This is a genomic window from Streptomyces sp. NPDC055078, from assembly GCF_053607985.1.
On the sequence record NZ_JBSGUP010000096.1, the window covers coordinates 11,045 to 17,743 of the forward strand.

The following is a 6,699-nucleotide window of genomic DNA, read 5'->3' on the forward strand; positions in this document are numbered from 1 at the left end:
GGTGTGCGCCGCCGCCGCGGCGGGCCGGGGGGCGGGGCGGGGGGGGGGGGGGGCCGGGGGGGGGGGGGGGTCGGCCCCGGGCCCGCCCCCCCCCCCCACGCCCGCAGGGCGTGCGGGCACAGGGCCGGGGGAAACGGAGGCCCCCGGAGGAAGGCACCAGGGCCAGAGCCGGACCGCCGGGGGACCGGGGCGCCCGGGGGACCGGCCGGGGCCCCACGGCGGACCGCCCCGTAAAATGGCCCTCACCAGCCGCTTCAGCGCCGACGCGGTCGCATGGACCCCATCCCCCGCCCCAGGGAGCCGCACCACCATGGCCGAGCACGCGCACGCGCACCCCGCCTACCCCGTCGGACTGCGTCTGTCCGGACGCCGTGTCGTCGTCATCGGCGGCGGACAGGTCGCCCAGCGCCGGCTGCCCGCGCTCATCGCCGCCGGGGCGGACATCGTTCTGGTGTCGCCGTCCGCGACCCCTTCCGTCGAGGCCATGGCCGATGCCGGTGAGATCCGCTGGGAGCGGCGCGCATACGCCGACGGGGACCTCGCCGACGCCTGGTACGTCCTGATCGCCACCTCCGACACGGCGGCCAACGAGCACGCGTCCGCCGAGGCCGAGCGCACCCGGACCTGGTGCGTACGCTCCGATGACGCGTCCGCCGCCACCGCTCTGACGCCCGCGACCGGGCGCTCCGAGGGCGTCACCGTCGCCGTACTCACGACGGATGTACGGGGACGCGACCCGCGCCGCACCGCCGCCGTGCGGGACGCCATCGTCGAGGGGCTGCGCGACGGCACGATCGCCGCCCCCCAGCACCGTACGAGGACTCCCGGAGTCGCCCTCGTCGGCGGCGGGCCCGGCGATCCGGACCTGATCACGGTGCGCGGCCGCAGGCTGCTCGCGGAGGCCGATGTCGTCGTCGCCGACCGTCTCGGCCCGCGCGACCTGCTGGCCGAACTGCCCCCGCAGGTGGAGGTCATCGACGCCGCGAAGATCCCGTACGGCCGTTACATGGCCCAGGAGGCCATCAACAACGCCCTGATCGAGCATGCGAGGGCGGGCAAAGCGGTCGTACGGCTCAAGGGGGGCGACCCCTTTGTTTTCGGGCGCGGCATGGAGGAGGCCGAGGCACTCGCCGCGGCCGGGATCCCGTGCCGGGTCGTCCCCGGTGTCTCCAGCTCCATCAGCGTGCCAGGCTCGGTCGGTATCCCCGTCACCCACCGCGGTGTCGCCCATGAGTTCACCGTGGTCAGCGGCCATGTCGCCCCGGACGACGCACGCTCCCTGGTCGACTGGGCCGCGCTCGCCAGGCTCCGTGGCACCCTCGTCGTCCTGATGGGCGTCGACAAGATCGGGGCGATCGCCGAGGCGCTGATCGCGGGCGGCCGTGACCCCGGGACGCCCGTCGCCCTGATCCAGGAGGGCACCACGGCGGCCGAACGCCGGGTCGACGCCACCCTGGCCACGGTCGCCGCGGTCGCCGTCGCCGAGGAGGTGCGGCCCCCGGCCGTCATCGTGATCGGCGAGGTCGTCACCGTAGGCTCACCTGACCCTCAGTAACCGACCTCTGCCCAGGCGTTGGCACCGCACCCCCCGGAGAAGGCAGTATCACCCTGTGGCTGATCTCATCACTGTCGAGGACCCCGACGACCCACGGCTTCGGGACTACACCGGACTGACCGATGTGGAGCTGCGCCGCAAGCGCGAGCCCGCCGAAGGACTGTTCATCGCCGAGGGCGAGAAGGTCATCAGGCGTGCCAAGGACGCCGGCTACGAGATGCGGTCCATGCTGCTGTCCGCGAAGTGGGTCGATGTCATGCGCGATGTCATCGACGAACTCCCGGCCCCGGTGTACGCGGTGAGCCCGGAGCTGGCCGAACGCGTCACCGGCTACCACGTCCACCGCGGCGCGCTCGCCTCCATGCAGCGCAAACCCCTGCCGACCGCCGGGGAACTGCTGACGGTGACCCGCCGGATCGTCGTCATGGAGTCGGTCAACGACCACACCAACATCGGCGCCATCTTCCGCAGCGCGGCGGCCCTGGGCATGGACGCCGTACTGCTGTCACCGGACTGCGCCGACCCGCTGTACCGACGTTCCGTGAAGGTGTCGATGGGTGCGGTGTTCGCCGTTCCGTACGCCCGGATCGATGTCTGGCCCAGAGGTCTTGAGGCCGTACGGGAGGCGGGTTTCGAACTGCTCGCCCTCACCCCCGACGAGAAGGCCGCCGCGATCGACGAGGCGGCGCCGCACCGGCTCGACCGGGTCGCGCTGATGCTCGGCGCGGAAGGCGATGGACTGTCCGCACAGGCGCTGGTCGCGGCCGACGAATGGGTCCGTATCCCCATGGCCCACGGCGTGGACTCGCTCAATGTGGGCGCGGCGGCGGCGGTGGCTTTCTACGCGATCGCCACCGGGCGCCCCGGAAGCTGACCGGCCCGCCGGACACCGGTCGGCCCACGGACACCGACCGGCCCGCCGGAGACCGGTCGGCCCGGCCGGGACGGCTCCCGACCGGGACGTGCGCAACACGCCCTAGAGATGCTGGGCGGCGGCGATGCCCAGGGCGACGATCAGCGTCACCACGAAGAAGACGACGATCCGCTGCCGCAGCAGTCTGGGGTTGGCGGGCCGCCGGCCGGTCGACGTCGTACGGACGCCCGGCCTGGTGCCCTGGCGGCCCTGGGTACGGGAGGTGCCCTGCGGCGGCCGTGGCCGGGCGGAACCGGTGCGGGACGAGCCCGTACGGGACGAGCCGGTGCGCGAAGGCTGTGAACGCGGTCCGGTACCCCCGCCCGTACGGCGGTCGGCGCGCTCGGTGCGTTCCATCCGCTCGGTCCGGTCCGGGCGGTCCGGGCGGTCGGAGTAGCGGGAGGTCGGCCGGTCGGCCTCGATCCGCTCCCGCTGGGCGGGCGGCCTCGCCTCCGGCAGCCCCTGGGCCTCACGCGCGGCGATCTCCTTCAGCCGCATGGAGAGCTGGAGGGTACTGGGGCGCTCCTCGGGGTCCTTCGCCAGACAAGCCCGCAGCAGGGGGGCGAGCGCGTCCGGGACGCCGTTGAGCTGTGGCTCCTCGTGCACCACCCGGTACAGCATCACCTCAGAACCGCCGTGTCCGAAGGGGGAGTCCGCGGTCGCCGCGTAGGCGAGCGTCGCGCCCAGCGCGAACACATCCGTCGCCGCGGTGACCGCCACGCCTCGCACCTGCTCGGGGGCGAGGAAGCCGGGGGAGCCGACGGCCGTGCCCACATGGGTCAGCGTGCTGGCGCCTGTCGCCCAGGCGATGCCGAAGTCGATGATGCGCGGGCCCTTGGGGGAGAGCAGGATGTTCGACGGTTTCAGGTCCCGGTGGACGACACCGGCCTCGTGCACGGCGAGCAGCCCCTCGGAGAGCGCCGCCCCGATCGCCGCCACCTCCGCGGTCCGCAGGACGCCCTCGTCGTTGACCTTGTCGTGGAGGGACGGCCCGGGGACGTACTGGGTGGCGAACCACGGGCGGTCCGCCTCCAGATCGGCGGCCACCAGCCGTGCCGTGCACCCGCCCCGGATCCGCCGCGCGGCCGAGACCTCGCGCGCGAACCGCGATCGGAACTCCTGGTCCTCGGCCAGATCCGGCCGGATCACCTTCAGCGCGACCCGCTGGCCCCGGCGGTCGGAGCCCAGATAGACGACACCCATACCGCCGGCGCCCAGCCGCCGGTGCAGCCTGAACGAGCCGACGACACGCGGATCCTCGCGCCGGAGCCGCATCATCGCCATGTCCGTCCCCTGCCTGGCGGTGAGGAGACCCCACCCCTGCCTGGCGGTGGGGGAATCCCACCCCGTGACTCGCGGGCCGGGAAGGCCCCGCCCGTTGCCCAACGAGGGGAAGGCCCCGCCCCGCCGCCTGATCGTCCGATTTTGACGTGGCACAGCTTACGTACCCCCGCCCCGGAGCGCTCATAGGCCGCGCCCTCACGAACCGATCGATTGTCGGCGCCGGGCGGGTGGCCCGGGGAGTGGTCAGGGGCGGCCGGTTCCGGACACGTCCGCCCGTACGAGAGGCCAACGGACCGAAGCGGGACGGAGATTGGCCCGGCCGCCGATCGCCGTCGGGCGGTGGGCGCGGCGGGGGAGACAACGCGCGTACCGTCGTAGTCGTGGCAAGCCGGGCAGACCGTGCGGCGGCCGGCGCGGGGCGCGGCGGGGCGGCGGAAGTGAGGGAAGTCACCGGCCGGGCGGCGCTCCGGGTGGTGCGGACGGCCCTCCGAAGGGCGCGTGTACTGCGCCTGGTGGAGTCCGTCCGGCCCCGGGGGAAGCCCTCAGTGGGACCCCTCCGGGAAGTCCCCCAATCCTGGGCCCTCCTCTCCACCCAGAGGAGTAGGCATCGGGGCGGTGGCTCATCCTCCGGGAGGCCCGGAAGTCGATACGCGGGCATGACGTCCTGGCTCCGCCGAATCCCTAGTGTTGAGGTCAAGCGGCGGGTGCAGTACTCGTCCCCCGAGGTCAGACACTCGCCGCTGTTATCCACGACAGGAGAGGACCCATGGCGGACACGGCAATGCAGACCATGATCCGCACGCACGGACGCAGGGCTTCGGCCGCGTTCGGCGGCCATCGGACCGGCCGGCGACACCCGCTGGTGGCGACGGCCATGGTGCTTCCCCTGGCGGCACTGCTGCTCTTTGTCTTCGGTGGCTGGGATGCGGTAGTGACACATGCGTCGTCCGTGGGCGTGATGCTGGGGCGCTGAGCGGCGCCCCGGGCCCGGAAGAGCGGTCCGGGTCGGGGACATCCGGCCAACAACCCCGTGGGGACGGGGGTGCGGCGGACGGCAAGCAATGGCCGGTCAGCTGGGGAGCTGACCGGCCATCGCGCTGTCCGCGCGCAGGCGGGACCCGCGTACGCATAACCAGGCCCGGCCCGCGCCCTGCCCGTGCCCTGCGCGCACCTGCCCCGTGCCCTGCGCGCACCTTTCCAGGGCCCGACCAGGACCGGCGGCCCGTGCCCGACCAGGCCCCGCCATCGCACAGCCGGGCCCAACCCGCGCCCTGCCGGGCCCAGCCCGCGCCCCGGTCATGCAGGTCCGGCCCCTGCCCAAGGAGGCCCGTACGAGCCCCCGTCCGGGGTGTACGACACCGGGCCCGCCCGGTTCGGACACCCGCCCCGACGGCCTATGGTCCGCGTCCGACACCCGCCCCGACCGCGTACGGCCCCACGGCGGTGCGGAATTTGGTACGGCGGGTGCTGTGCGGTCCCACCGTGGTGCGGATGAGATACGGCGGATGCGTGACCCGGCACCGGGCCGACTCACGTGCCCGGCATGGGGCGTGGGGCGACGCGCGCGTAGGCTCGGCACGAGGGCCGGGGCACGACAGGGGGAACCATGACCGCAGCCGTCATCAGCGCGCTCGCCCGGACGGCCCGCGCCGCCGCCCACCCCACCACCCCGGGCCCCTGCCACGCCTGTACCCCTCGTGCGGACGTCCTCGCCGACCGCGCCGACGGCACTGTCGTACGGCACGGAGAAGCCGTGGCCAAGGCGCACGACCTCGGCACCGACCCCGTCGGGCACCGCGTGCGGCTCGCTGTCGCCGCGCACCCCCGGCTCGCCGGGACGTTGCTGCCACCGCTGCCCGTACCCGCACGGGAGGTGCGCGGCCGGCCCGTCACCGCCTGGCCCTACGGCGTTCCCGTCGACCCCGCCGATCCCGGCGCCGCGCCCTGGGAGGAAGCCGCGGTCCTGCTCGCGCGTCTCCACCGGGTCGAGCCGGGCGGGCTGCCGGGGCCGCTGCCGCCCATGCGCGGCCCCGCCAAGGCGGTCCGGGCCATAGCCCGGATGCGGGCGGTGGCACGGGAGCACCCGGCCGCCGCCACCTGCGTCGAGCGGGCGTGGGCGCGGCTGCCCGCCTGGGCCCGTGACGAGGCGCCCGCTCCCCGCGGCGGCTTCCTCTGCCACGGCGATCTGCATCTCGGTCAGCTCGTCCGGCACCCCGCCCCCGCCGGCCCCTGGCTGCTGATCGACGTGGACGACCTCGGACTCGGTGACCCGGCGTGGGATCTGGCGCGGCCCGCCGCCTGGTTCGCGGCCGGGCTGCTGTCGCCCGGGATCTGGCAGCGGTTCCTGGGGGCGTACACGGCCGCGCGGGGCCCGGCGATCACCGCGCCCGGGGACCCCTGGGCGGAGCTGGACGTCCCGGCCCGCGCCCTGACCGTCCAGACCGCCGCGCTCTCCATCGCCCGGGCGGCGGCCGAACGGCGCGCGCCGGACGACATCGATCAGACCATGATCGACGCATGTGCCCGAATTGCCGGTCTCCCACCCGAGTTGGGGCCCGCCTCTTCGTCGTAGGCTGCTTCACGTCACCGGACATCACCCGGCGGCGCGGACCGATCAGCGAGGAGCTGAGCCACGACCATGCAGTGTCCCAAGTGCCATGCGGCGATGCATACGTACAACCGCAACGGTGTCCAGATCGAGCAGTGCAGCGGCTGCCGGGGGATATTCCTCGACTACGGCGAGCTGGAGGCCCTGACCCGGCTTGAGTCGCAGTGGTCCCAGCCGGCGCCGCCCGCGCCGCCCACGCCCCAGGCGTACCCGGCCGCCGCCCCGGCGCCCGCCTGGGGTGCCCCGCATCACGGCGGCCACGGTCACCACGGCCATCACCGCAACAAGGGCTTCGGCCGGATGCTCTTCTCGTCCTGATCCCCCTGTCCCCCCCTGACC

Annotated in this window: 6 protein-coding genes; 5 read left to right on the plus strand and 1 reads right to left on the minus strand. The window is 74.3% G+C overall.

Translation table 11 applies throughout. The features are described 5' to 3' along the window. The first annotated feature begins 310 nt into the window (after nucleotides 1–310). Both cobA and ACWF94_RS11465 read left to right on the plus strand, forming a co-directional pair. Nucleotides 311–1,555: a uroporphyrinogen-III C-methyltransferase gene (gene cobA, locus ACWF94_RS11460; protein WP_453487108.1), complete on the plus strand. Its 1,245-nt coding sequence runs from the start codon at nucleotides 311–313 to the stop codon at nucleotides 1,553–1,555. Nucleotides 1,556–1,610: 55 nt separating this feature from the next. Next, the gene (locus ACWF94_RS11465; RefSeq protein WP_453487109.1) at nucleotides 1,611–2,429 is read left to right on the plus strand and encodes a TrmH family RNA methyltransferase; all 819 of its coding nucleotides are present in this window, start codon (nucleotides 1,611–1,613) and stop codon (nucleotides 2,427–2,429) included. Nucleotides 2,430–2,531: 102 nt separating this feature from the next. On the opposite strand, the gene ACWF94_RS11470 is transcribed toward ACWF94_RS11465, so the two are convergent. Next, complete coding sequence (locus ACWF94_RS11470; RefSeq protein WP_453487111.1) at nucleotides 2,532–3,752, minus strand: protein kinase domain-containing protein; 1,221 nt, start codon at nucleotides 3,750–3,752, stop codon at nucleotides 2,532–2,534. Between the two features lie 766 nt (nucleotides 3,753–4,518). Between ACWF94_RS11470 and ACWF94_RS11475 the strand changes: the two genes are divergently transcribed. The 3 genes from ACWF94_RS11475 (at nucleotide 4,519) to ACWF94_RS11485 (ending at nucleotide 6,678) form a co-directional block, all read left to right on the plus strand. Next, complete coding sequence (locus ACWF94_RS11475) at nucleotides 4,519–4,725, plus strand: hypothetical protein (RefSeq protein WP_453487113.1); 207 nt, start codon at nucleotides 4,519–4,521, stop codon at nucleotides 4,723–4,725. Between the two features lie 633 nt (nucleotides 4,726–5,358). Further along, nucleotides 5,359–6,324, plus strand: a complete 966-nt coding sequence (locus ACWF94_RS11480) for a phosphotransferase family protein (RefSeq protein ID WP_453487115.1) — start codon at nucleotides 5,359–5,361, stop codon at nucleotides 6,322–6,324. Between the two features lie 66 nt (nucleotides 6,325–6,390). Further along, nucleotides 6,391–6,678 carry a TFIIB-type zinc ribbon-containing protein gene (locus tag ACWF94_RS11485; protein WP_453487117.1) on the plus strand — a complete coding sequence of 96 codons (288 nt, stop codon included), beginning with the start codon at nucleotides 6,391–6,393 and terminating at the stop codon, nucleotides 6,676–6,678. Nucleotides 6,679–6,699 lie beyond the last annotated feature (21 nt).